This is a genomic window from Methanoregula sp., assembly GCF_041645475.1.
In the GTDB taxonomy this organism is placed as follows: Archaea; Halobacteriota; Methanomicrobia; order Methanomicrobiales; family Methanospirillaceae; genus Methanoregula.
This window is the reverse complement of the sequence record NZ_JBAZQA010000002.1, coordinates 170,437-192,925: the sequence shown is the minus strand read 5'-3', so window position 1 is coordinate 192,925 and position 22,489 is coordinate 170,437. Positions and strand designations below refer to the sequence as shown.

Annotated in this window: 19 protein-coding genes; 8 read left to right on the top strand and 11 right to left on the bottom strand. The window is 55.9% G+C overall.

Annotation, left to right across the window (positions count from 1 at the left end; translation table 11 throughout):
- Positions 1 to 153: 153 nt before the first annotated feature.
- The 6 genes from WC598_RS02840 to WC598_RS02815 form a co-directional block, all read right to left on the bottom strand.
- Positions 154 to 1,629 (bottom strand): RNB domain-containing ribonuclease, encoded by a 1,476-nt coding sequence (locus tag WC598_RS02840; RefSeq protein ID WP_372959954.1) that lies wholly within the window; start codon positions 1,627 to 1,629, stop codon positions 154 to 156.
- A gap of 261 nt (positions 1,630 to 1,890) precedes the next feature.
- The gene (locus tag WC598_RS02835; RefSeq protein ID WP_372959953.1) at positions 1,891 to 2,172 is read right to left on the bottom strand and encodes a hypothetical protein; all 282 of its coding nucleotides are present in this window, start codon (positions 2,170 to 2,172) and stop codon (positions 1,891 to 1,893) included.
- A complete protein-coding gene (locus WC598_RS02830; RefSeq protein WP_372959952.1) occupies positions 2,169 to 2,819 on the bottom strand; it encodes an energy-coupling factor ABC transporter permease in 651 nt (216 codons plus the stop codon). The genes WC598_RS02835 and WC598_RS02830 overlap by 4 nt, the downstream gene beginning before the upstream one ends.
- Positions 2,820 to 2,932: 113 nt before the next feature.
- The gene (locus WC598_RS02825; protein ID WP_372959951.1) at positions 2,933 to 3,841 is read right to left on the bottom strand and encodes an energy-coupling factor ABC transporter ATP-binding protein; all 909 of its coding nucleotides are present in this window, start codon (positions 3,839 to 3,841) and stop codon (positions 2,933 to 2,935) included.
- 4 nt (positions 3,842 to 3,845) lie between these two features.
- The gene (cbiQ, locus tag WC598_RS02820) at positions 3,846 to 4,661 is read right to left on the bottom strand and encodes a cobalt ECF transporter T component CbiQ (RefSeq protein ID WP_372959950.1); all 816 of its coding nucleotides are present in this window, start codon (positions 4,659 to 4,661) and stop codon (positions 3,846 to 3,848) included.
- A gap of 57 nt (positions 4,662 to 4,718) precedes the next feature.
- Positions 4,719 to 5,150: a metal-dependent transcriptional regulator gene (locus WC598_RS02815; protein WP_372959949.1), complete on the bottom strand. Its 432-nt coding sequence runs from the start codon at positions 5,148 to 5,150 to the stop codon at positions 4,719 to 4,721.
- 216 nt (positions 5,151 to 5,366) lie between these two features.
- Between WC598_RS02815 and WC598_RS02810 the strand changes: the two genes are divergently transcribed.
- From WC598_RS02810 to WC598_RS02800, 3 genes are all read left to right on the top strand, one after another.
- Positions 5,367 to 7,952 (top strand): calcium-translocating P-type ATPase, PMCA-type, encoded by a 2,586-nt coding sequence (locus WC598_RS02810; protein WP_372959948.1) that lies wholly within the window; start codon positions 5,367 to 5,369, stop codon positions 7,950 to 7,952.
- A gap of 163 nt (positions 7,953 to 8,115) precedes the next feature.
- Positions 8,116 to 8,796: a DedA family protein gene (locus WC598_RS02805; protein WP_372959947.1), complete on the top strand. Its 681-nt coding sequence runs from the start codon at positions 8,116 to 8,118 to the stop codon at positions 8,794 to 8,796.
- A 409-nt stretch (positions 8,797 to 9,205) separates the two neighbouring features.
- Positions 9,206 to 11,458, top strand: a complete 2,253-nt coding sequence (locus tag WC598_RS02800; RefSeq protein ID WP_372959946.1) for a PAS domain S-box protein — start codon at positions 9,206 to 9,208, stop codon at positions 11,456 to 11,458.
- A 19-nt stretch (positions 11,459 to 11,477) separates the two neighbouring features.
- Here the strand turns inward: WC598_RS02800 and WC598_RS02795 are convergent, their stop codons facing one another.
- Both WC598_RS02795 and WC598_RS02790 read right to left on the bottom strand, forming a co-directional pair.
- Positions 11,478 to 12,623, bottom strand: a complete 1,146-nt coding sequence (locus WC598_RS02795) for a geranylgeranyl reductase family protein (RefSeq protein ID WP_372959945.1) — start codon at positions 12,621 to 12,623, stop codon at positions 11,478 to 11,480.
- A 49-nt stretch (positions 12,624 to 12,672) separates the two neighbouring features.
- Positions 12,673 to 13,251: a hypothetical protein gene (locus WC598_RS02790; RefSeq protein ID WP_372959944.1), complete on the bottom strand. Its 579-nt coding sequence runs from the start codon at positions 13,249 to 13,251 to the stop codon at positions 12,673 to 12,675.
- Between the two features lie 190 nt (positions 13,252 to 13,441).
- Between WC598_RS02790 and WC598_RS02785 the strand changes: the two genes are divergently transcribed.
- The 3 genes from WC598_RS02785 (at position 13,442) to WC598_RS02775 (ending at position 16,287) form a co-directional block, all read left to right on the top strand.
- A complete protein-coding gene (locus WC598_RS02785; RefSeq protein WP_372959943.1) occupies positions 13,442 to 14,152 on the top strand; it encodes a DUF432 domain-containing protein in 711 nt (236 codons plus the stop codon).
- A complete protein-coding gene (locus WC598_RS02780) occupies positions 14,149 to 15,036 on the top strand; it encodes a mechanosensitive ion channel family protein (RefSeq protein ID WP_372959942.1) in 888 nt (295 codons plus the stop codon). Before WC598_RS02785 ends, WC598_RS02780 begins: the two co-directional genes overlap by 4 nt.
- An 81-nt stretch (positions 15,037 to 15,117) precedes the next feature.
- Positions 15,118 to 16,287 (top strand): hypothetical protein, encoded by a 1,170-nt coding sequence (locus WC598_RS02775; protein ID WP_372959941.1) that lies wholly within the window; start codon positions 15,118 to 15,120, stop codon positions 16,285 to 16,287.
- A gap of 239 nt (positions 16,288 to 16,526) precedes the next feature.
- Here WC598_RS02775 and WC598_RS02770 read toward each other — a convergent pair whose 3' ends face one another.
- The 3 genes from WC598_RS02770 to WC598_RS02760 are packed head-to-tail and all read right to left on the bottom strand — an operon-like array spanning position 16,527 to position 20,771.
- On the bottom strand, positions 16,527 to 16,988 hold the full coding sequence (locus tag WC598_RS02770; RefSeq protein WP_372959940.1) for a hypothetical protein: 462 nt from the start codon (positions 16,986 to 16,988) through the stop codon (positions 16,527 to 16,529).
- 46 nt (positions 16,989 to 17,034) lie between these two features.
- The gene (locus WC598_RS02765; RefSeq protein WP_372959939.1) at positions 17,035 to 18,468 is read right to left on the bottom strand and encodes an amino acid permease; all 1,434 of its coding nucleotides are present in this window, start codon (positions 18,466 to 18,468) and stop codon (positions 17,035 to 17,037) included.
- Positions 18,465 to 20,771, bottom strand: a complete 2,307-nt coding sequence (locus WC598_RS02760) for an Orn/Lys/Arg decarboxylase N-terminal domain-containing protein (protein WP_372959938.1) — start codon at positions 20,769 to 20,771, stop codon at positions 18,465 to 18,467. The genes WC598_RS02765 and WC598_RS02760 overlap by 4 nt, the downstream gene beginning before the upstream one ends.
- A gap of 268 nt (positions 20,772 to 21,039) precedes the next feature.
- On the opposite strand from WC598_RS02760, the gene WC598_RS02755 reads away from it, so the two are divergent.
- Together WC598_RS02755 and WC598_RS02750 are read left to right on the top strand one after the other, a co-directional pair.
- Positions 21,040 to 21,603, top strand: coding sequence for an HdeD family acid-resistance protein (locus tag WC598_RS02755; protein ID WP_372959937.1), 564 nt, complete (start codon positions 21,040 to 21,042; stop codon positions 21,601 to 21,603).
- Between the two features lie 53 nt (positions 21,604 to 21,656).
- Positions 21,657 to 22,106, top strand: a complete 450-nt coding sequence (locus WC598_RS02750; protein WP_372959936.1) for an LEA type 2 family protein — start codon at positions 21,657 to 21,659, stop codon at positions 22,104 to 22,106.
- Positions 22,107 to 22,489 lie beyond the last annotated feature (383 nt).

Genomic DNA, 22,489 nt, shown 5'->3' with positions numbered 1-22,489 from the left:
ATGTATTTCCGTATCATTTATACTTTGGCGTAGGAAGGAGCGATCCCGCGGATGGAAGCGCCGGGGATTTGGCGGCTGAAGAAGATCGCTCTTTCCCGACCCTGGCGGCCGGGTAAAAAACGATTCGTGAGAGGGAGAGAAAAACGCTGACGGTTATTGCGCCCTGCTCCCCGCAGGTTCGAAGTCGATGAACCCGCTGTACGGATCGGTCTTTAACAGGCGGACACGGATCTTCATGCCAACCCGAAGCCCGTGCACGTTCCCGAAAACTTTTCCTTCGGCAGGCGGATCGAGAAGCCGGACGTACACGCCCTTTTCCGAAGCTCCGGTCACCATCGCATCGAACGTATCCCCGATCCGGTCCTGGAGGAGGACCGCCGCGGCCGCTTTCCGCATGAACCGCTCGGCTTTCTTGGAAGATCTCTCCCGGTCGGTCAGCCAGGCCGAACCCTCTGCCAGGTCATCGGAGGAATACGGGCTCTGGACATGGTCGAGCACGCTTTTGACCAGTCGCTGGTTGATGAGGTCCACGTAGCGCCGGTTGGGGGCAGTTGAGTGGGTGTAGTCAGTGACTGCCATCGAGAAGTGGCCGGTTGGCGGCATGCCGGGATCGAGCGCCAGGTACTCCCCGGGGCCGAGAAGCTTGATGATCGTGAGCGAGAGATCGGGGAACCGGGCCGGGTCCGCAGCTTTTTGCCGGAAAAGGAACCCGGAGAGTGCCTTCACATCCGGTGAAGCCGGGAGGTGCTCGCCACAGGTCGCGGCAGTGAGCACGATCTCGTCCCAGTATTTGGGCACCCGCACAATGCGCTGGATCATGGGAATACCCGCACGTGCAAGGAACCGGACCATGGTCCCGTTTGCCGCCACCATGAACTCCTCGATGATGCTCCGGGCCGGATTCTTTTTTATAACGATAATCTCCCGGACATTCCCGTTCTCGATCACGGCTTTTGGCTCAATAGTATCGAGATCGAGCGCTCCATCCGCGAGCCGCCTCTCCTTCAGCAGCCGGGCAGTCTTATCCTGCAACCGGACCTGCTCTTCCATACCGGGGGTGTCCCGGACAGCCCCCGGGATTGTGCCGGTCCCGGACAGCCAGTCACCAACTTCCTCGTACACCAGTTTTGCCTTGTTGCGCACCAGGGCACGGTACACAAGTTCAGGCTCGAACCTTCCGTCGGGGAGGACCGTATATGAGATAACAATCGCCCGGTGGTCACGGCCCGGCAGGAGTGAGGTGATCCCCTTGGAGAGCCGGTCCGGAAAGAGCGGGTAGGTCTCAACGTCAAGATACACCGAGGTACCATTGTGGGCAGCATACCGGTCCGCTTTGGAGTTCTTCGGGACATACGCGTCAACGTCCGCGATAGCCACCCGGACATGGACCGATCCGTCCGGGTTCTGTTCGCAGTATTCGATCTGGTCGAGGTCCATGGAATCGCTGTTGTCAATGGAGGACCAGAGAAGCGGGCGCAGGTCGAGAGCCTCCCCGTTGTCCGAAGGGGCGGTCTCCCGGATGGCATCGACGTCTCTCACAACGGCTTCCGGGAAATCCGGCTTAAAGCCGTATTTCTCCATAGCCGACCTGGCAATGGCCCTGAGATCCACGGTGCGGTGTCGTTTCATGATCAGAGGAGTGATTTATCCGATGGCTTAAATAACCCGTGGATTGCGGACAGCGGGGTAAAAGGGGCAAAGGGTATTGTCGGTCCTTGGTTTTTTGCTTGTTCATCCGGCAGGAAGTGAATGGGTGACTCTCACGGGAATGCCACGGCCAACAGGGAAAGAAGGGTCAAGCCCGTTGTATCAGGATCTGCCCAGAAAGAGAGAGCACGTGTCCGGCAATTGGCAGAACACCGGAACATACGGTCACCCCTGAGGTTCCGGTCAGATATGGTATTTGCGATACAGAAAGAAACATGCGATGACAAGAACTGCAAGGAGGATTGCATAGAACAGGGGATGCCCTTCGATGGAGAATTCGGATCCTTCCTCTTCATGGATAATCCCTGGATCCCCGTGAATGCCAACTGCAGAGTTGAAACGCTCCTCGATACCCATCGGGCCGGTCACTCCCGCCGCTATCACGGCAATTGCAACCATTGCTATTGCAAGCAGGAGGAAGAGTGCCATCCCGTACCGCGTGCCGGATTCACCGGGTCCGCTCATTTTTTCTCCCCGTCCAGCAGGTCGGGACGGACCCGGCCCATATAGGCGACAACGAGACCGGTCACGAAGGCCTCGATAACGGCTACTCCCATGTTGATGGCAAAGATAAGAGAGAGCCCCGGAAGCATCTGGGACGTTCCCTGTGTTACGCCCTGGATACCGGAGACGAGAATGATGCCGATCATCACGCAGTTCCCTACAAAAAGCCCGATGATAGTGGCGATGCCTGCCCGCGAGAAGAGGTCGGGTATCCAGCGCTTTAAGAGGCGGAAAACCCCGTACGCGACAACCACTTCTGAGAAATTGACGAGCGTGTTAGCCCCGATCATCCCCCAGCCGCCATGGCCGATAGCAGCAGAGAGGATGTTGCTGATAAAGACGATGAGCGACCCGATGATGGGGCCGGTCAGGATGCCGATGAGCGGGGTTAAGTTGATGTGGACACCGCCGGCAATGGGGATGTCGACCTGGAAGACTGCAAACGCGGCCGCAGTGCAGAACGCGGCAATCGTGATGCGCCGGGGGTCCGGCTTTTTGGAGGTGCGCAGGAAGTACAACGCGATCCCAAGGAGGAGCAGGGCAGACGCCCACCAGACGATCACCCACAGGAGGGAAAAGGAGCCGTCCTCAAGATGTATGTGCGCCATGACCGGGGAGACCTCATGAACCCGGACGGGACACTGCCCGCCGGGATATCTGTTCCAATCATCTCTCGGGAGCGGATATCAAGGTTACGGGATTTTTGGGGTGAGGCCAAACATTACTCTGCAGGGTTCCGGGCCCGAATCTTCAGGAGCGCCTCTGTCAGTTCCTCGCGCCGGACCGGACGATCGATAGGCGCAGTTTTCGCAGCGGTACAGAAGTCCAGGTAGGTCCCAACCGTTGAGGGGAGAGAGAGGCCCGCATCCTGTACAAGCTTCGGGTTGTAGAAGATCTCCTGCGGGGTTCCCTGAGCATATACCGCCCCGTTTTGCACCAGGCAGACCCGGTCCGCGATCCGGGCTGCCAGGTCCAGGTCGTGAGTGGCGATCACTACCGATATGCCCTGACGGTCCCGCAGGTCCAGGATGATCGACTCGACCATGCCGGTATGGACCGGGTCCAGGTCGGAGGTCGGTTCGTCCATGGCAATGACCAGCGGCTGCATGGCAAGGATGCCGGCAATGGAGATGAGCCGTTTCTGGCCGCCGCTCAGGTAATTGGGCAGCCGGGCTGCAAGATCCCCGGCCCCGACCGTCTCCAGGGCCTGGAGGGCGCGGGTTGATGCATCCCGCACAGGCATTCCCATGTTCAGCGGCCCGAACATCACGTCATCGAGCACGGTCGGGGCGAAGAGCTGGTCGTCGGATTGCTGGAAGACGAGACCAACCTCTTTCCAGAGATTGGCCTGCTCGCCTTCCGATATGGACTTCCCGTTCACCCAGACCCGGCCCTGGGTTGGCCGGAGCAGGCCGTTGAGGTGCTCGATCAGCGTGGACTTGCCCGATCCATTGGGGCCGCAAAGTGCCACGATCTCGTGCTTCCTTACCGAGAAACACATCTCGTGAATTCCCACGCTCCCGTCGGGATAGATATGGCTTGCACAGTCAACATGGATCAGTTCGTTCTCCGGGTCAAAGGGAGGGCAGTGATGAGCCAGGGCCATCGGGATCTTGTCGGGGGCTTCCATGCAATTACCACCCCCGGTAGGGCGATGTGATCACGAGGGCTGCAGATACAATGGCAAGAACAACGAGGAGAGTAATCCCCGAAAGCGCCGGGCGGGGTACCTCGCCGTACGAGGCATACGACCCGGTATATCCCCGGGCGGTCATGGCCTTGTGAACCCGTTCCCCGCGCTCGAAGGACCGGATAAAGACGTGCGCAAAGACACCGGCAAAGAGCCGGCCCTGCATCCGTACGCTGTGGAGAAGCCCTCCGCCCCGGGAGCGGACCGACTTGAGGACCGACGCCGTCATAGACAGCGTGAGGAAGAGGAAGCGGTACGCCATGAGGAAGATCTGGTCGAGCGGCGTGGGAAAGATGCGCGAGATCATGGCAGCAAAGTGCTGGTACCGCGTGGTCATTAAGAAGAAGAGCGAGAAGGTTACCGAGATGAACGCCTTGAGCGTCAGGGTTGCGAGGAGCAGGAGGCCATTGTCCGTGAGGGTGAGGGTGAAGCCCGCAAGGGTTATGGACGCGAGCGGCACGCCGGGTTCGCTCCAGATCATGAGACCTATGAGCGAGAGTACAAAGAGGAGGGGAAGGGCATACCAGGCAACGAGTTTTTTTACCGGCAGGCCGGCAGACACATACAGGGATACGACAACGATATACATCCCAAGCAGGATCGCAGGGTTGCGGGTGAGCGTGATGGCAAGCACGATAAAGATCAGGCAGCCGAACTTTGTCCACGGGCTCACCCGGGAAAAGAACGAGGCCTGTTTCTCGGCATAGTACGTGATGAGGTCGAGGTCGGGTATGTGGGGGGAGAATGCTGCGGAACTCATGATCTGCTGCCTCGCGGTTCTGGATACACTGTATTGACGATGGCCCGGGAAAAGCGATTACCGTACATGATCCAGGCACCCGGTGTCGTGAGTGATCTCACCGCAGACACCCTGTCGCGGGTGCCCCATGGCATTGCACATCCGGTCAATGGCAGTCTTGGATACGAAACTCTCGAAGCGCGAGACTTCCTCACAGGCCTGCTCATCCGAGAGGCCGTAGTGCGTGAAGATGAGGGAGAGAATGCGGTGACGCTTTACCAGGAACCCGGCATAACACCGGCCTGACTCGGAAAGGCGGACTCCGTAATACGGGGTGTGGGTGAGCAGATCGCTCTCGACAAGCTCAGCAATCGTTTTCGTAACGGTGGACGGGTCCACGCAAAAACGTGCTGCGATCTCATTGGTCCTGACCTGACCGCCTTTCTCGTGGATGTACCGGATATAAGCGGCTTTCCGGGGAGAGAGACCAAGACCGTCACGGATTTCCATGGAATCAGGTTGTCCGGCGTTCCACATGAATGTTTGGTATGATCCCAAATTTTGAAGGGCTCGCGAGGGGCAATCATGACATAGAACAACAATACGCCCGCTTATCGCCGGCACCGGATCTTTTGACCGGTACCGGAGGAAACGGAGTTCCGCCGAACAGATATAATCCCCAAAAACCCAATACTACTTCAGATTTTTGTCCCGCGTGGAAATTATATGAAAGAACCCGTAATAATCCCCATCGAAGAACTGGCCACCCTCACGGGAACTGCCGGTATTGCCTCAAAGGATGCTGAACGGCTCCGCGCAACGCATGGCGCTAATGCCATGACTCCCCCGGTGCGCGAACCGCTCTGGAAACAGTACCTGGAGAAATTCAACGACCCCATCATCCGGATCCTGCTCTTTGCAGTCGCAGTCTCGACCATTGTATCACTGCTCAAGGGAAGCGGGCTACTCGATACTATCGGGATCATCATCGCTGTCCTTCTTGCCACCGGTATCGCATTCTTCAACGAGTACCGCAGCAGTAAGGAGTTCGATGTCCTGAATGCACACCGGGACGATGTTGCGATCAAGGTGATTAGGGACGGCCACCCCGCCTCCATCCCCTCGCGGGAGATCGTTGTCGGGGACCTGATCCTTCTTGAAGCCGGCGATGCGATTCCCGCCGACGGCTGGATCCTTGCATCCGACGATCTCTGCTCCGACGAATCGGCCTTCACCGGTGAGACGGAGCCGGTCCAGAAAGCGGAACGGGATAAGGTACTGAAAGGAGCGTTTGTCACGGCAGGCAAAGGGCATATGATCGCAGCAGCAGTCGGTGATTCGGCCCAGATGGGCGTGATCGCGGCTTCCCTCGGAATCGACCATGCCACCGCAACTCCGCTTGAACAGAAACTCGAGTCGCTTGCCGGTGTTATCAGCAAATTCGGGTACGCGATGGCCATCCTCATCTGTGCCACGCTCTTTATCCGGGGCGTCCTCGTTGGCGACGTGACCGGGTTCAACCTCGATACTGCCAACAATATCCTCCAGTACTTCATGCTCGCAGTCGTGATCGTGGTTGCAGCGGTTCCTGAGGGCCTTCCCATGAGTGTTGCACTCTCGCTCTCGCTTGCCATGCGCAAGATGACCCGGGCCAACTGCCTTGTCCGCCGGATGATTGCCTGCGAGACTATCGGGTCGGCAACCACCATCTGCACGGACAAGACCGGAACGCTGACAAAGAACCAGATGGAAGTCGCGGAATCCTCCACCGGAAAACCGGTCAATCCCCGGGATATCCCTCTGTCCCCTGCGGAATGGATCACCCTCAATGCTGCCGTGAACGGGACGGCACACCTTGAGGAGCGCGAGGGAAAGGTCATCGTTATCGGAAATTCCACGGAAGGAGCCCTGCTCCGGTGGCTCCGTTCCGAGTCGCTCGATTACATGCAGATCAGATCCGAGAATCATGTCACCAAACAGTATCTCTTTGACGGCAACCGGAAGCGGATGTCAACCGTCATCCATCTCAAAGAGCGGTCGTTCCTTCTCGTCAAAGGTGCCCCGGAGATCGTTGCAGCGCTCTGTGCCGACAAACCCGACCTTGGCGGGGTGAGCACTCTTGCCTCACGCGCAATGCGGACCCTCTCGTTTGCGCACAAGGAGATCCTCAACGGGGACGAGAGCGAGACCGGCCTTACCTGGGACGGGTTTGTCGGCATCCGCGATCCGCTCAGGGACCAGATTGCTGAATCGGTTGCAACCTGCCACAGCGCCGGCATCCGCGTGCGGATGGTCACCGGGGACAATCCCGAGACCGCCCGGGCTATTGCCCGCGAAGCCGGGATCCTGAAGGACGGAACCGTCATGACCGGCGGAGCATTCCGTGTGCTTACCAAAGAGGAGCAGGTTGAGGCTGCCCGGAACCTCGACGTGATGGCCCGGGCAGAACCCATGGACAAGCTCCTGCTTGTCGAAGCGCTCCAGAAGACCGGCGCGGTTGTTGCCGTGACCGGTGACGGGACCAACGATGCCCCGGCGCTCAAGCATGCAAATGTCGGCCTTGCAATGGGCATTGCCGGAACGGAAGTTGCAAGGGAAGCAAGCGACATCATCCTGCTCGACGATTCATTTTCATCGATCACGAGTGCTGTCTGGTGGGGCAGGTCGCTCTACGAGAACATCCAGCGGTTCATCCTCTTCCAGCTCACCATCAACTTCTGTGCCTGCCTCCTCGTCTTTATAGCCCCGCTCCTCGGGCTTCCCGAGCCATTTACCATCATCCAGATCCTCTGGATCAACATCATCATGGATACGCTTGCAGCCTTTGCGCTCTGTTCGGAGGCTCCCCACGGCGCGCTCATGAGCCATAAACCGGTCCCGCAGGATGCAAAGATCGTCACGCCGTTCATGTGGCTCTCGATCACGGTAACCGCAGCATTCCTCATCATTGCAGGTATCCTCCAGTTACAGACCGGCTTCCTCGGGGGCTCCACGCCTGCCGAAGTGAGCACGGTCTTCTTTGCGGCATTCATCATGGCTGCGGTCTGGAACGGGATCAACTGCCGGGCACTGGACGGAAAGATGCCCGCGTTCTTCCGGGGCAACCCGACATTCTTCGGGGTCATGGGCGCGATTGTTCTCATCCAGATCGCAATCGTCCAGTACGGCGGAGCAGTCTTTGCAACGGTTCCGCTCTCGGCTGAGCAGTGGATCCGGATCATTATTGTATCCGCATCCGTGCTGATCATCGGATTCATCCTCCGGCTTGCGTACCGCTCCTGGTTCGCCCGGAAAACTGCACAGCCGGCATAACCATCCCTTTTTTTTAAGACCCGTAATTGACCATCAGGGATGGTGATAATGGGCCAATAACATTTCATCGGCCAGCTGCATTGCAGGACGGCCCGGGTACCATCCGGGCCCGGTTGTTTTCCAGGGATGCCTTTATGCCCGAAAAAAACCCAGATACCCGGAAATGGATCTGTTGTTTCCGTTCATTGATCTCGTCCTCCATTTCGACAAGTACCTGCCCGGTATTATCGAAACCTATGGCATCTGGACGTACCTCATCCTGTTCCTGATCATCTTCTGCGAGACAGGGCTTGTCGTGCTGCCGTACCTGCCGGGCGATTCGCTCCTCTTCGTTGCCGGGGCGCTTGCCGGTGCCGGCTACCTGAACCCCGAGGTCCTGATAGGATCGCTCATCATCGCTGCAGTCCTGGGTGACTCGCTCAACTACTGGATAGGAAACAAAGTCGGCCTGAAGCTCCTTGACCAGAAGTACAGTTTCATCAAGAAAGACCATCTGGAAAAGACGCACGAGTATTTTGAAAAATACGGCGGTTTCACCATTGTCATTGCCCGGTTCATCCCGTTCATAAGAACGTTCGCCCCGTTCCTTGCCGGGGTCGGCAAGATGCCGTACCGCTGGTTTATCACGTATAACCTTGTCGGGGGAATTCTCTGGATCACCGCATTCACCCTGGCCGGCTTCTTCTTTGGCCGTATCCCGATTGTCCAGCAGAACTTCAGTTACATCATCTACGCCATCATCGGGATCTCGCTTCTTGCGGTAGTTTCCATCATTATTGGCGTGTACCGCTCCATACGGGCCAGCGCTGAACCATCCGCAGATATGAAGGAAAAAACCGGTTAAGCCGGGATTCGGATTTTGGCTCTGTTCAAAACCTGAGGGGAGACAAAAATTTGTCCCGGGGTCAAGGGGATATCCCCCGGACAGCCGTCCCCCACAGGAGTGTGTGGGGGTCATGCTCCTTCCTCTTTTGAGATTTGACAACCAAAATGAAATGCGGATTTACAGCAGAGCTGAATTTTTTTACTCTTTTTTGTTTAGACAACCTGGCAGTCAGGTAACGGCGATCCGGATTAACCGGTCTACGCGCCCCCGAAAAAACGGTTTTCGGCAGGGATTGCAGCGGCCGGGAAATACCGGAGAAAGACCGCAGAGTTCCCCGGGAATTATCCATTGTCGCGATTATAACAAAAAATATAAAACCGGGTAATAAAATTAGGTTTTTCCATTGCCACACAAGAACGTACATTGAATGATAACGCTCCTCTACGTGGATGATGAGCCGGAGCTGCTTGAGCTTGGCAAGGTTTTCCTCGAAAGGAGCGGAGATTTTTCTGTCTCGGTTGCATCTTCTGCCGCCGAAGGGCTCGACCTGCTCAGCCGCCAGGCATTCGATGCCATCATCTCCGATTACCAGATGCCGGTGATGGACGGGATTGATTTCCTCAAGCAGGTCCGGACAACGTACAACGGGATCCCGTTCATACTCTTCACGGGGCGCGGGCGGGAAGAGGTAGTGATAGAGGCTATCAACAACGGTGCTGACTTTTATCTCCAGAAAGGCGGGGATCCCAAAGCCCAGTTTGCCGAACTTCGGCACAAACTCCTCATTGCACTCGACCGGAGGCGGGCAGTTGACGCACTCCGCAACTCCGAGCAGCGCCTTGCAGACATCATCAACTTTTTACCGGACGCAACGTTTGCTATCAATACTGATGGAGAAGTGATAGCATGGAACAAGGCATTTGAGGAGATGAGCGGGATTCCGGCGGAATCCATGATCGGGAAAGGCAACTACGAATATTCCTATGCGTTTTACCCGGAACGCCGCCCGCTGCTCATCGACCTTCTTCTCGAACCGGTCGGGAAGGTGGAGGACAGCGGGTACATCATCCTCCAGAAAGAGGGCGGGGTCCTATATGCGGAATCAAGCGCCCCATGCCCCCAAAAAAAGCCCATCATCTTCCAGGCAAAGGCATCCCTGCTCTATGACAAGAACGGCAAAGTCACCGGTGCCATTGAATCCATCCGGGACATCACCGAGAGCAAGAAGAACGAGGTCTCCCTGCAGGAGCGCCAGGCAGAACTCAGGAGTGTCTTTGCGGCAGCACCGGGCGGGATCGGGGTCTCGGTCAACCAGCTCTTCATCGAGGTGAACCAGTACTGCTGCGATATGCTCGGGTACACAAAGGAGGAGCTGGTTGGCAGGAACTCCCGCATGATTTACCCCGACGATGAGGAGCATGAGTTTGTTACAAGGGAGCGGGACCGGCAGATCCGGAACTGCGGCCATGCAAAGATCGAGACCCGCTGGCAGCGCAATGACGGTACCATTCTCGATATCCTGCTCAATTCCGCACCCCTTATCCCCGGGGATCTCTCCCGCGGGATCACCTTTACCGCGATCGATATCACCGACCGGAAGCGTGTTGAGAGCGAACTCATCATAGAAAATGAGAAGAACCGGGGGCTCATGAATCATGCCAACGATGCGATCTTCATTGCGGACATAGAGACCAATCTGCTGGTCGATGCAAACAAGAAAGCCCAGGACCTGATCGGGCGTACCCTTGCAGAGATCCGCAGCATGCACTACACTGAACTCCACCCCCAGGATGTCCGTGATTCCCTCTCGGAATATTATGAACAGGTTATCCAGATGGGGACCGGGTCGCAGATGATCCCGGTCATTGACCGGGACGGCAGGGAGGTGCCGGTCATCATCAACGCAACCGCGATTTACCAGGGAGACCGGCGTTGTGTCATGGGAATTTTCCATGATATATCAGAGATCCAGATGGCCCAGGAGGCCCTCCAGCTCTCAAACCGGAAACTCAACCTGCTCTCGGATATTACACGGCACGATATCCGGAACAAGCTGACAGTCATCGGGGGATATCTCGATCTCGTGGCAGACCGGCCGGACGAACCGGAGTATTCCATGTATCTCCGGAAGATCACGGAGACGGTGCGGACCATCGGCGAGAACATCGAGTTCACCCGGCTGTACCAGAACCTCGGGGCAACGGCACCTTCCTGGCAGAATGTCCACGAGGTCTTTTTCCATGCCTGCACCCATGTGGACATCAAGAAGATCTGCGTACAGTCGGATACCGGGGGAATAGATATCTTTGCCGACCCGCTCCTGGAGAGGGCATGTTACAATCTTGTGGAGAATGCGCTCAAGCACGGGGATTCTGTCACCAAGATCCGGATCTCCGTTGTCAAAAACAAGGAATGTGCACTGATCACCATCGAGGATAACGGCATTGGCGTCCCGCCGTTTGACAAGGAGAAGATCTTCACGAAAGGATTTGGTAAAAATACCGGACTGGGCCTCTTCCTGGTCAAGGAGATCCTCTCGATTACGGGAATCACCATCCGGGAGACCGGGGAGTACCGCAGGGGGGCCCGGTTCGAACTGCATGTCCCCCAGGGTGCATTCCGGTTTCCCGGGAACAAGAAGAGCGATCGCTGCCACATCCTGATCCACCAGGATGCATGAAAAACGTGCTCTGCCGGATTTAAAAAAACGACCGGAGCCCCGTGGCAAGTAACGGCCCGAGGAGCCGGAGCATCCCGGGTTTTAGGAGAAGTTTTTTTACCACCGTTCCGGGCCGGTCCATGTCCCCGTACTCTTCGATGGTGCGGATGATCTCCGGGTCGTCGAGCGCTGCAAGGATATCTCTTACATCCGCAGGGGTCATGCGCTGCCGCATGCCAAGAAGCCGGAAGCCCAGCTCGAGTTCGCTCCCGAAATCGGCCTGCCAGCGGCGCTCGTACCCGGCAAGAACCGGATCGTCAAAGCGATCGCATTCGCAGGCTTCGGCAGCCACCGCAGCAGCGTGGCGGGCAGAGCGGACACCGGTATAGATCCCACCCCCCGATGTCGGTTTTGCAAGACCGGCCGCGTCCCCGACAAAGAGGGTGCGGTGGCCGTAGGTCCGGGGCATAACGCCAAGCGGGAGCGTGCCGGTGACGAGATGGAGCGAGTTCTCTCCGAATTTTTTTTGAAACGCTTCAAACCTCGCAGGAATATCTGCACCGGTGCACATGCCGATCCGGGTTATGTCAGGAGTTGCCGGTATTGCCCAGCCAAAAAAGTCCGGCGCTGCATCGGGATAAAGTTCAACATAGCGGGGATCTGATGCACGGGGTATATCCACCTGGATACCTGCCAGGAACATCCGGGCTCGTTCCATCCCGAGATACCGGGCGATGCTGCTCCGCGGACCGTCGGCCGCGATCAGGATACGGAACGGGATCTCTTCCGGGCCGTACACACCCCGGGTCCGCAGGGTGTTGCCCCGGATCCCGCAGACGCTGGTTTTGAGCCGGAACTCCACCCCGCTGTTGGCTGCGTGCCCGGCCATCTCGCGGTCAAGGGCGCACCGGTCCACCACGCACGCCATGGTCCTCTTGGCATCGATAAGGAGGCCAGGACCGGTTCCTGAAAAGATCCGGGCACCCGTTACCCGGTTCAGAACGGTACGCTCCGAAACGCGGCACTCGGAGAACGCAGCGTTCGAGAGGAGGCCGGCACACTGGACGGGGTGGCCGATCGTGCCGTGCTCTTCAATGCAGAGCGTGGAGAGACCGAGACGGGCACACTCTCCTGCGGCCGCACTTCCCACCGGCCCAGCACCGGCAATCACCACATCATACGTCATAGGTATCTGCCGAGAAATTCACCACGGGAAAAAGGAAAACGGGTGGCGGTTATTTGTTCTCTTTGTTCTTGCCAAACGTGCAGACAGCGTTCTTAAGTACTGCCGGTTCAGGTTCATCCGAACTTTCGGATTTATAGTAACCAAGGACGATCGAGTAGAGACCGAAGATGAGAGCAAAGGTTCCGACAATCGAGAGGAAGAGGTTCTTCTCAAAACCCGGGAAGTAATAGAAGAGCACCGCAAGGAAAGCAACACCCGTAAGGATCATTGCCGGAATGAGGATATATTTGGTCTTCGGGTGCGTGAGGGCGATGGTAATATCGTTAAACCCGTTATAAATTGCAATACCCGCCACGATCAGGATGAAGAGGAGGGCAACAAATCCCGGGAAGACAAAGGAGACTACCCCAAGGACAAGGAGGACTGCGGCAAGGCCGAACCACATCGTGGCCTCATCGTTCCGGGAGGTTATGGCCAGGAACAGGAATACCGCCATACCGAGACCTATCAGTATCCAGAAAAAACCATAGAATGCCCCAATGATGATATCCGGAAGCATCAGGGCAAGAAACCCGAAAATTACCCCTAAAATGCCTCGCAGGAGGCATGACGTTTTTGTGTCCAGCATAGTTTCACCTATACTTTTAAATCAGCGAGATCTTCGCTTCTGTATACCTGTTTTGTGATACAACTACAAAATTCATCCGGTTGAGAAGAGCCGGATCCGATCAGGAACGCGGGAGACAAACCTGCCGGATACCGGCCCTGTGCCGGACCGGTTACGTCACCTTTATTGCCCACCAGATCCACCCCTTTTTGTGTTTGGACACCATCCCGGGGATTTTTCCTATACTGAAAAAGACTTCTCACTCACGCTCGACCGGTCCGGCCCGGTTCCCCGGTACGAGCGTCAGTGCGGCAACGAAAAGATCAAAAAGATCCTTGCAATCAGTCCGGAAGCAGGCATAACCATCAGCCCGGTCGAGCCGGTCAATCTCCCCATCGAGATCGCCCATCATCTCGAGATCGTCTTCCCGACAATTGTCATGCAGCCCGGCGAATCCATGGCAGTCAACCTGAAATTCCCGGTAGAGATCGGCGTATTCCTCCTGACCGGCACGGACACGTCAGTTATCGACATCTTCTCCAAAAACCCGGTAAAATATTCCCTGTACGGCAAGCCGGTAACCGGGCTCATCACGCGCTATTATGAGAGCGACATATACCAGAAGCCCCCCTCAACCGATCCACACTTCGAGGGCGTTATGACCCTTACCATTAAGAACCGCTATGCCGGGGCGGTCGAAGTGTCGCGGGCAGTCTTCGAGTGCCATGCCATGAAACTGTTTTACGGGTCGCATGTCGGCATGAACGTGACCATGGAGATAATCTCATCCGCTATTGCCGTCACATCGTTTGAGGAAACACCCCCACCGGATTGTCCGAACCGGGGAATCGATCTCTATTCGAGCCGGAAACTGCCTATCATTCCCGAACAGGGATTCTACATGGAATCGGGGGTCATATGATTCTTGGGAATTACCTTAACCTCTCCTCTACGATGAGCGAGGTCACGGAGAACGCCGATGCCATCACCTCGGATTTTACCTGGGGAGATCTCGTGTTCGTTCTCCTGCTGTTTGCCGCAGCATATGTTATCGGTCTTGTTGTCGCCCATTTCATGAAACTGCGGTTCAGTCACCGGCTGAAGGAGGACCAGCTCGGACTTGCAACAATGGTAGTCCGGGTGCTCATCATCTTTGTTGCCCTTGCCCTCGCACTGCCAGGGATTTTCCACCTGAGTATGACGATTGTCTTTCTGCTTCTTGTCGGGTGTATCATTGCTGTTGCCATGTCCAGCTCGGCGGTTGTCGGGAATGCTGCCGCGGGAGTAGGTCTTCTCTATGAACATACCTTCACTGCCGGCGATTTCATCCAGGTGGGCGAGGTTTCCGGCACGGTCGTTGCAGTCCACCTCCTCTCAATTACTATCCGCACGCCAAGCGGGGTTCTCGAGCGGATACCCAACAACCTGCTCTACAGCACCACACTCTCCAACTTTCACGCGCACGTTGCACGACGGTATTCGTACGAGACCGGGATCCGGTACGAGGACAATGCGGATCTGGCAATTGCGATCATAAGGGAAATTGTGGAATCCCATACGTTCGTGCTGAAGAACCCGGCACCGGAAATTTTTGTGAGCGGAATTGATCCGAGCAGTATCCAGGTCAAGGCCCGGTTCTGGGTGCCGTCCGTCTGGGCCAATACCCAGGACGATCTCTCACTGAGAACCGAGTTCCTCCCCCGGATAAAAACTGCGCTCGAAGCTGAGGGTATCGAGATCCCCTTCCCAGAAACCACCGTAAGGTTGATCGGCACGGAACCACAACATACAGAAAAACCACGATAATTCGGGGTCAGTCATGACAATCGGTATCCGGAACACCGGGGAAAACCGGGGGGAGAAGCTCCCCACCACAGCGGCAGGTACATGCTCTTCATTTCCCTGTTGCTCGTGGGTATTGTATCCCGTGTACGGGAGACCGAAGAATCCCGAAAGGAAATAGCGGTGTCAGGATCAGAACAACAAAAAACTGCACTGGATGAGAATCCCCTCCAGCAGGCAATCAAAGACGAACTGGTACGTGTCCAAAAAAGCCGTGACCTCCTGATGAAAAAGGGGGCGCATGGCCCGTTGCACGGCGTGATCCTTTTCTGCTGCCTGCTGATAAACGCGCTGTTTCTTGCCATCCGGATGGATTACTTTGTCCTGTTCATTGCCGCCAGTTTCTACCTCAACATGGTCTATTTTATCTCGCTCCTCATCCCCACCAGCCGCGAATACGCAAGCATCCACAAGGCAGATTTTAAAAAATATCTCTCCTGGCTTCAGGACATCGGGATAAAAGCCGGAACCACCCGGTTCACCCGCCTCTTTCTCAATGCGTTCTTTATCAACAGCCGGGCCCTTTCCCTGGGCATCGGCATGATCTTCACCATCGATATTTTCTTCACCCTTATCGCGTTCCAGATAAAGGATGTCTCCATGGACGGGGCGCTCATCGTGATCTCCCAGTGCATTGTTATTGCAATCTTCTACTTCCTGATCTGGAAGATCGAACCCTTCTCGGATACCTTTGCCAGAAATGTTGAAGGAATGAAAACCCGGCTTTCGGACCGGAATATCCCGCCACTCCTGATCTCGGCCTTATTCATGGGCGCCTTTGCCTTTGTCGTAATCCTGATCCTGGTAACGATCATCCTGCTGCCGGGTATGACGGTAGGGGCCTTCCTGACCAAATCCACCCTTGCCGAACTCGCGCACCTTGCGGGCCTTATTTTTATTATCGCAGTCAGCCAGTATTTTCTCATCCGCTCTATCCACGGCGCCAGCAGCCGGCTTATGGCCCGTCGTCTCCTGGATTACAAGGAGAATTCCCTGAACCGCCTCATGGTGAAGCACACCGGTGATAAACCAGGTGCTTTGATCAACCCGTATGAGAAACCCACCCTGCTGCTGGAATCCAGAATTTACCAGGTCAAACAGAATACCATCTTTGGAACGTTCCCGGTCTATGTGGTTGATCTCGATTTCTCAGTATTGCTGGACAGCACGACAATGACGGCAATCCGGGGTTATATCCAGGAACCGGAATCCTGACCCGGGCTGGATCCGGAAAACGGGGCATATTAATGGGAGATACTCATCAGGGGTCATCAGGGATTTTGAGTTCCCGACCGTTTTCGGAGGATGTCCAAAGGAAGTGGATCATCCGGGCCCCCGGTTTGGGAAAAAACCTGAATTTTTGTATCCGACCGGGGGTCACACAATCAGGGAAAAAGGACACCATTGAAGAACGAAAAAATCAGGCTATCTCAAGAGAACAGTAAAACAAAAAATTATGTTCCGGTTGGAACCGCACGGGCCTTCTCTTTTAACACCGGTACTATCTTCTCGAGAATCGGGCTGTTCGCCGGGTTGGCATACACCAGCTGCTGCCCGACAATATGCAGACTGCTCACAGGTTTGCCGCGGCCTACCGGGTGTGAATTATACAACCGGATGGCGGCATCGCGGGCTTCTGCACTTTCAAACGTCTGGGTTGAGAGAGTAAGGGTATTTCCGTTGGTATCTGCAAGGACATAGGTCTTACCCCCGGATGAACCGGTAAGGTTCCAGTGAGTGGCCTTGACGCTCGTAATAGTGATACCGGTCAGGTTTGCAGCGTCCACGACGGGTTCACCGGAAACCGGGAAATAGGCTGCTTCCTGGGATACAAGAATGATGATACCGCAGGGTATCAGGAACATCACGACGAGAAAAACCATCAGGCCGTGTTCAAGGGTAATACTTCCGCTCATAATTGCCCTCCATTGTTGAGTGTGAGACAAAGCATGGTCATCTCAATTACCTCCGCTCACCCGGGGTTTTCAGCCAGCCGGGTTTTTTCAGTTTCAGGAATACCAGGGGCGGGACGGCAAGGATGAATGTCCCAAACAGCACAGCCCCGACATACGATAATCCTCCCGTGGCAAAGTACGACGGCGGCATGAGCCCGACGATAAAGGCAAAGACCGTGCCAAACAGCCCAAGCCCGCCGACAATCCAGACGCCGGCCATACCTCCCGGGATCCTGAACGGACGCGGGGTATCCGGCTGGCTGTACCGGAGTTTGATCACGGATGCAAACACGAGGATGTAAACAATACAGAGAAGTTCAACCGTCATTGCCGAGAGGATCCAGTAGGCCTGGTTGACGGACGGGAGGAAGACATACAGGAGCGAGATAGCCGAGCCAATCAGCGCCTGGATCACGAGGACCGCCACCGGTGCCCCGTACTTGTTGGTGCGGTCGAACATGGGGGGCATGTTCCCTTCCTCAGCAACAATGCCAAGCCCCTTGGCCGGACCGATGAGCCAGGCTGCAAGCGAGACAACCCCGCCAAGGGTGATCAGCACCGCCATGGGGGCGACAAGCCAGGAGACCCCGGCTGCATTGAAGAAGTACTCGATTGCCTGCATGACCCCGGAGGCGAGATTGAGCTGGTCTGCGGGAATGACAACTGCAATCGCAAGCGTTGCAAGGACCGTGCAGATCACGATGATGACTGCCGACAGGGCCATTGCCTTTGGGAAATCCTTTTGCGGGTTTTTGGTCTCAAGCGCGTGGAATCCTGCCATCTCCATACCGGCAAAAAGGAGGATGATCGTTGCAAAGAACGGCAGGGTCGAGGAATTGATCACGGGTACCATCGCTCCAAGGCTCAGCGGCGGGAGGACTATGGTTGCACCGGACCCGAACCACCAGAGCCCGAGGAGGATTATGAGGATCGACGGGATGATGCTCCCGAGGATTACACCCACGTTGCCGAACTTCGTTGAGACTTCCTCACCGAAGTAAGCGATCGCGGTCGTGCCCCAGAAGGCGATCATCATCACCGTGAACATGTACCAGGAACTGTTCGCAAGAGCAGGGGTCAGCGCAAAGGCGAGCGTTGATGCTATGAACGAGAGCACGGTCGGGAACCAGACAAGGTTGTTCGACCATTCACAGAAGAGCGCGGTAAAACCGCCTTTCTCCCCGAATGCCTGTTTCACCCAGGCGTAGACACCACCTCCCTGCGGCCAGCCGGTTGCGAGCTCTGCCCCCGCAAGGGAGATCGGGATGAGGAAGAGGACCGCCCCGATGATATACCAGCCAATACACGACCATCCGTAGATTGCCATTGACGGGAAATTCCTGATGCTTAAGACTGCGGCCACGTTGATCATGGCGAGGGCAAAGAGGCCCAGGACTTTTTTCGAGGCAAGGGGGTTTGCGGATACTGCTTCGTTGCTCATTTCTTCTCCTTGATACAATACATCATGTAATCACCGTTCACGTTTTCTATCCCGTGGGTATCGTGCTCGAACCCCGGGAACCGTTTGTCAAATGCCTCAAGACAGGAGAGGTACTGGAGCACCGGTTCGTCCAGCCTGCCAGTCCGCTCACCGGGGGCAAGCAGGGGGATCCCCGGCGGGTAGGGAACGATACCCGTTGCGATGATCCGGTCCTTTGCCATTTTCAAGGGGAGGTGTTCAACATCGCCCCGCACCAGGCGGGAATAGGTATCGGCATAGGTCATTGCCGGTTCCGGCAGGAGTGCAAAGGCTTTCTGGAGCAGGTCGCACATCCCGGAATCCTTTTTGAAGGCATGCATCCCGTCCACCAGGTCCCGGAGGGTTTTTCCGGCATATACTGCCGGGAAATTTTTCGTGAGATCGGGGAATACCTCTTCGAGCGGCGCATTCTCGTCGTACAGCCGTTTGAACTCGAAGAGTTCGGCAATAAGCGTGCCCCACTTTCCTTTTGTTATCCCCATCGAGAAGAGGAACAGGATGCTGTAATCGCCGGACTTCTCGTTGATGATCCCCCGCGTGTCGAGGAACTTGACCACGACCGCTGCCGGAATACCCCACGTTGCAAGCGACCCGTCCGGGTTCACACCGGGCATGAGCACGGTGACCTTGATCGGGTCAAGCATGCAGTAGTTGTCCGGAAGCCCGGTAAACCCGTGCCAGGAATCGCCCGGGTGGAGCACCCAGCAGGAAGGATTGTCCCGGAGGGTGTCGATCGATGCATCGGCAAAGGAAACTTTCTTCTTTGTTTTCGGATCCGCAACCGTCTCGGGCTGCCACATGGAGAACCACCAGTCCTTTTTGGTCTTCCCTGAAACAATCTCCCGCTCAACCCGGGCCATGGTGCGGCGGAACCGGATCGCTTCTTCAATGGATTCGGTGGTAAGGTGCCGGCCGGACGCACCATCCATCATCTTTGACGATACGTCGAGGGATGCGATGATCGTATAGAGCGGCGAGGTGGAACTGTGCATCATGAACCCTTCGTTGAACCGCCCGGGATCAACGGGAACCCGCCCGGTCCGGATATGGATCATGGATGCCTGGGAGAGGGCGGCGAGCAGTTTGTGGGTGGACTGGGTTGCAAAGACGGTGGGGCCGTTCTCGTCCTTTGCCCCGTCCCGCATGGCAAAGCGGTCCCTGTACAGCGGGTTGAACCGGGCATACGCGTACCACGCCTCATCGAAATGGATGGTGTCCACACTTTTCCCGAGCAGGTCTTCTACCGTTGTTGCATGGTAACAGAGCCCGTCATAGGTGGAGTTGGTGATAACTGCATGGACGGGCTTTTTGCTTTTGAGCGTTTTTACCAGCGGACAGAGAGCGATCTTCTTCTTTATTGCGGCCTGTGTCATCTCCTGCGGCGGAATCGGGCCTATGATCCCGTACCGGTTCCGTGTCGGGATCATGTACACGGCAATGGAATGGGTCATCGTGAGGGCATGCTCGGCAGACTTGTGGCAGTTCCGGTCCACGAGAACGATATCGTCCGTGGTGACCCGGCCAAAGTACACGATCTTGTTGGCAGTCGACGTCCCGTTCGTGACAAAGTACGTCATGTCGGCGCCAAACACCTTCGCGGCATACCGCTCCGCTTCACCCACCGGCCCCGAGTGATCGAGGAGGGAGCCGAGTTCGCCAACCGATATGGAGAGATCGGACCGGAAGAGCTGTTCGCCGAAGAACTCGTGGAAGAGCCGGCCGGCCGCGGATTTGCGGAATGCGGTTCCCCCGGCATGGCCCGGGGTATGCCAGGAATATTCGAAATCATCTGAGAATTTCACCAGTTCCCCGAAAAACGGCGGAAGGAGACGTTCCCGGTAGCGTCTGGCCGCAGCGGTGATCCGCCCGGCAATAAATTCGGGAGTATCTTCCATGACGTAGATATACTCGCTGATCTCCCGGATCATGTCGACCGTCAAGGATGCCGGAGTCTCGCTCGTGGGTTCAGCCATGAGGAAGATCGGGATATGCTCGCTCTGCTCACGGATTTGATGGATGAGCGCAAGAGTCTCCTTGTGTTTCTGTGGGGTATCTCCCCCGAGATTCCAGTTGATGAGAATACAGTTGACTGCCGGGAGATTGGAATATGCAGCGCGGGCGTCGGACGGGGAAGCAACATCCCCTACATAGATCCCATACTCTTCAAGACCTTTCGCAATCCGCTGGATGGCGCGCCCATGCGGGGTGTCCGTATGCATGCAGTCGTCAATTATTGCAACCACGAGTTTTTCTTCACGGTTCATGAATTCCTCCTGTACATTGTCAGGCATGGTGATGCCGGACACATGGGAACTGAGGTATGCCAGGATACGTTTCCCGGCAGGTAACTGAATTTATGTGATATGATATGTCCGACTACACATGGATTGTATGCGACATACATTATATAACATGGCGGCCCGAAGTCCGATTCCTTCCGGTCAGGGGGGGGGATTATGCTACAGCATCTCGGTAAATGGAAACGGAGTCTACAAATACTATCTCGGATTATGTTACACACGTGAAAGTATTATGACTGAAGAAATTTCCTCGCCGATTCCCGCTGTTGTGGATGTGAAACTGTTCCCCTGGTGGCTGTTGCTCATCTGGGGAATCCTCGCACTCCTCATCGGGTGCATGCTGCTTGCAACTCCCGGCATGACAACGGTAATCCTCATCACGTTCATGGGAGCATACTGGCTCGTGGGCGGATTATTTGCGCTCGGCAGTCTTGCCGTTGACCGCTCGAATATGGGCTGGAAGATCTTCCTTGCCATCATCAACATCCTTGCAGGTATCGTAATCCTGTGTTACCCGCTCTATTCAACCGTCTTTGTCCTCTCGTTCTTTGTGATCTTCGTAGGTTTCTGGGCCTGTTTCATCGGCTGCGCTCACCTCTTCCAGGGCTTTACCGCAAAGGATGCAGGCAACGCAGTGCTCGGGGTTATCAGCATCATATTCGGTCTCCTCCTCCTCTGCATGCCGCTCATTGTTGCAGCACTCCTGCCGTTCATTGCCGGTGCGTTCGGGATCGTCATGGGACTTATCGCGATCGCCTATTCTTTCACGGCAAAGAAAGCGCAGGCCGTTGCGTGAAAACCGTATCCCATCAATCATTTTTCCATTATTAACAAGAACCGGGTGAGTTTTTGTTCTGGCTGCCGCTGCTTCTTTCAGGAAATACCATTCCGGGTTGCGGTCTTTTCATCAAGGAACCGGAAATAACCGTGAAAGATACCGCGCTCACTTCACTTTCCCTTTCAACCCTCTCGCTCGCAGTCACCCTTGCAATCATGAACCGGAACCCGGTTGGGGTGAAGATCAAAAAACTGACGTTCAGTGTTTTCTATAAGGACGGTGAGAACTGGACGTACCTCACCTGCGGGAGCCAGGAAAGTATTGCGATCAAAGCCGGTCCGAATGATCTCACGATTCCGGTTTCGGTCGACAACATGAAACTGATGAGCGCTCTTGTCTTCATCTTTGCAAAGGGACAGATTTCCCTGAGGGTAAAAGGGGAAGCAACGCTGGATATCCTTGGTTTTTCGCCGAAGATCCCGTTTGAACATATCAGTACAATCCCGCTGAAACTGCCATAATCCGGATCCATTCTTTTTGGGTAAAGTGCCAATCCAGCCCCTGACATCTATCTTTTACAAAAGTCCGCCCCCCTTTGCGCCAGCCCTGCCCCCAATGGGGCGGGGGCGCATGCGATTCCTCGGTATTACCAAAAATCCCGATTCAGGTAATACAGCACTATCGCAACCGTGGCGCCATAGCGGCGGGGCGAAGCCCCTGGAGCGTCAGTATTTCCGCTCCAAAACGAATTTACTTTTTTGCATTAATGTTAGGCATGTATTTTTTTCCCTTTTTTTTCACTCCGTAAATCCTTCCTGGATTTAAGGGGCTGGAATAGTACATTACCCTTCTTTTTTAGGGCAGACCGTCCATACTGTATCAGGTTCTGCCGTCGAAACGGCAG

What these genes read in the sequence shown, in the direction of transcription:
- WC598_RS02840 (WP_372959954.1), bottom strand. Translation starts at nt 1,629, where the DNA reads ATGAAACGACACCGCACCGTGGATCTCAGGGCCATTGCCAGGTCGGCT.
- WC598_RS02835 (WP_372959953.1), bottom strand. Translation starts at nt 2,172, where the DNA reads ATGAGCGGACCCGGTGAATCCGGCACGCGGTACGGGATGGCACTCTTC.
- WC598_RS02830 (WP_372959952.1), bottom strand. Translation starts at nt 2,819, where the DNA reads ATGGCGCACATACATCTTGAGGACGGCTCCTTTTCCCTCCTGTGGGTG.
- WC598_RS02825 (WP_372959951.1), bottom strand. Translation starts at nt 3,841, where the DNA reads ATGGAAGCCCCCGACAAGATCCCGATGGCCCTGGCTCATCACTGCCCT.
- cbiQ (WP_372959950.1), bottom strand. Translation starts at nt 4,661, where the DNA reads ATGAGTTCCGCAGCATTCTCCCCCCACATACCCGACCTCGACCTCATC.
- WC598_RS02815 (WP_372959949.1), bottom strand. Translation starts at nt 5,150, where the DNA reads ATGGAAATCCGTGACGGTCTTGGTCTCTCTCCCCGGAAAGCCGCTTAT.
- WC598_RS02810 (WP_372959948.1), top strand. Translation starts at nt 5,367, where the DNA reads ATGAAAGAACCCGTAATAATCCCCATCGAAGAACTGGCCACCCTCACG.
- WC598_RS02805 (WP_372959947.1), top strand. Translation starts at nt 8,116, where the DNA reads ATGGATCTGTTGTTTCCGTTCATTGATCTCGTCCTCCATTTCGACAAG.
- WC598_RS02800 (WP_372959946.1), top strand. Translation starts at nt 9,206, where the DNA reads ATGATAACGCTCCTCTACGTGGATGATGAGCCGGAGCTGCTTGAGCTT.
- WC598_RS02795 (WP_372959945.1), bottom strand. Translation starts at nt 12,623, where the DNA reads ATGACGTATGATGTGGTGATTGCCGGTGCTGGGCCGGTGGGAAGTGCG.
- WC598_RS02790 (WP_372959944.1), bottom strand. Translation starts at nt 13,251, where the DNA reads ATGCTGGACACAAAAACGTCATGCCTCCTGCGAGGCATTTTAGGGGTA.
- WC598_RS02780 (WP_372959942.1), top strand. Translation starts at nt 14,149, where the DNA reads ATGATTCTTGGGAATTACCTTAACCTCTCCTCTACGATGAGCGAGGTC.
- WC598_RS02775 (WP_372959941.1), top strand. Translation starts at nt 15,118, where the DNA reads ATGCTCTTCATTTCCCTGTTGCTCGTGGGTATTGTATCCCGTGTACGG.
- WC598_RS02770 (WP_372959940.1), bottom strand. Translation starts at nt 16,988, where the DNA reads ATGAGCGGAAGTATTACCCTTGAACACGGCCTGATGGTTTTTCTCGTC.
- WC598_RS02765 (WP_372959939.1), bottom strand. Translation starts at nt 18,468, where the DNA reads ATGAGCAACGAAGCAGTATCCGCAAACCCCCTTGCCTCGAAAAAAGTC.
- WC598_RS02760 (WP_372959938.1), bottom strand. Translation starts at nt 20,771, where the DNA reads ATGAACCGTGAAGAAAAACTCGTGGTTGCAATAATTGACGACTGCATG.
- WC598_RS02755 (WP_372959937.1), top strand. Translation starts at nt 21,040, where the DNA reads ATGACTGAAGAAATTTCCTCGCCGATTCCCGCTGTTGTGGATGTGAAA.